The organism is Streptomyces oryzae, assembly GCF_017676365.1.
Lineage (GTDB): Bacteria > Actinomycetota > Actinomycetes > Streptomycetales > Streptomycetaceae > Streptomyces > Streptomyces oryzae.
Genome location: NZ_JADKMA010000393.1, coordinates 1 through 1,646, shown reverse-complemented (window position 1 = coordinate 1,646; position 1,646 = coordinate 1). Strand labels below are relative to the sequence as shown.

The 1,646-nt window shown below is 70.3% G+C and carries 1 protein-coding gene and 1 pseudogene; one reads left to right on the top strand and one right to left on the bottom strand.

Annotation, left to right across the window (positions count from 1 at the left end; all coding sequences use genetic code 11):
- A pseudogene (locus ITI46_RS34360) lies at nucleotides 1–301 on the top strand (hypothetical protein); the annotation flags it as partial.
- Between the two features lie 15 nt (nucleotides 302–316).
- On the opposite strand, the gene ITI46_RS34355 reads toward ITI46_RS34360, so the two are convergent.
- Nucleotides 317–1,486 (bottom strand): DUF418 domain-containing protein, encoded by a 1,170-nt coding sequence (locus ITI46_RS34355; RefSeq protein ID WP_209243967.1) that lies wholly within the window; start codon nucleotides 1,484–1,486, stop codon nucleotides 317–319.
- Nucleotides 1,487–1,646: the final 160 nt, after the last annotated feature.

Here is a 1,646-nt window from a genome sequence, read left to right as displayed (position 1 = left end):
GGGCCCACCCCCCGGCTTCGGGGTCGGCGTCGAGCACGGCGCGTACGTCGACCACTTCGCGTACCCGGAGAACGACCCGTATGCGGGGAGTACGGCGTATGCGGGGGACGCCGCATATGTGGGCGATCCGGGGTACGTGGGCGACCCGGCATACGCGAGCGACCCGGCATACGCGGAGAACATCGACCGCCCCCAGCACACAGGGGCCCCGGAGAACACCGACACCGGCAACGCGGCAGGCACCGCGATCCCCGGCATCCCCGACGACCAGCTCAGCTGGCACCGGCAAGCGGCGCCGTAATCAGCGCTCGCTCGGTCAAACGGCGCTGCGCCCCCGGGTCACGGTGTGCAGCAGCCGTTCGACCGGCCCGCGCCGGAACCGCCGCATCAGCCATACGCTGAGCGCCAGTTGAGCCGCGTACAGCACGAAGCACCCGGCCAGGACGGCCACCATGCCGACGCGGCCGTACAGCGCGAGGCCGTAACCGGTGAAGACCAGCGCCATCACCAGCGACTGCGTCAGATAGTTGGTGAGCGCCATCCGGCCGGCGGCGGCCAGCACGGTGCCGATCCGCCGGCCGTGGCGCGTACGCAGCAACAGCAGCAGCCCGCAGCCGTACGCGGCGGTCAGGGCCGGAGCGGTGACGACGCCGACGGCCGCACCGATGTCGTACCAGCGCGCGTCCAGCGGCCCGTTCCGGCACAGCGCCGAGCAGAGGGCTCCCGCCAGCCCGAGCGGCAGTCCGTAGGTGACCAGCCGCTTGGTCTGCGCGCGATATCGGCCGAACTCGGCGAGGAGCCGCCGCTTCCCCGCTGCCAGGCCGACCAGGAAGGCCGCGAGGATGTGCGGCGCGTACAGCACGTCCCCGGCGAGGAGCTCATGCCACTGGCGCAGATTGGCATGCACGACGGACACCGGATCGCCCCCATGGGCCGCTGTGACGATGGCCGCCTCGGGCGCCGGGGTGTCGGTGGTGGACAGGGCGAGCAGTCCGCTGCCGAGCAGCAGGACAGCCAGGGCGACAACGAGCCCGACCGCACCGCACATCGCCCTCCGCGGGGCCAGACCGCGTGCGGCGAACAGCACCAGCCCCAGCACCGCATACGTCATCAGGATGTCGCCGGGAAACAGCAGCACGGCGTGCGCGACGCCCAGCACGAACAGGCACAGCAACCGCCGAAGTTGCCGCCCCGCGAACCCGGCCTCATCCCGCTCCGCCGAGCGCGCCTGCAGCGTGAAGCTGTATCCGAACAGGAACGCGAACAGCAGATAGAACTTACTGCTGACCAACGCGGTCACCAACCACGCCGCGACCCTCTCCCCCACCGAGTGGTACGGCCCCTGACCCATATACGGATCCGCCATCACCTGCACGTTGACCAACAGAATCCCGAGCAGCGCGAAGCCGCGCAGGGCGTCGACGTCGCGGATGCGCGGCGCCGACACCGGGACTTCGGGGGCCGCCGGTGCTGTTCTCTCGGTCATGGACACGTCGTTCTCGTCCCTCTCGGCAGCAGTTGAAATACCGTGCACGACAGCACGACGGCCGCCCCCGTTGGGACGGCCGTCGAAACTGTCAGCAACTGTCACTGACGACTTGCGGATACCGGATCAGCGGACTTCGAGCTAGCGCGCCCCTCCTCCC

What these genes read in the sequence shown, in the direction of transcription:
- ITI46_RS34355 (WP_209243967.1), bottom strand. Translation starts at nt 1,486, where the DNA reads ATGACCGAGAGAACAGCACCGGCGGCCCCCGAAGTCCCGGTGTCGGCG.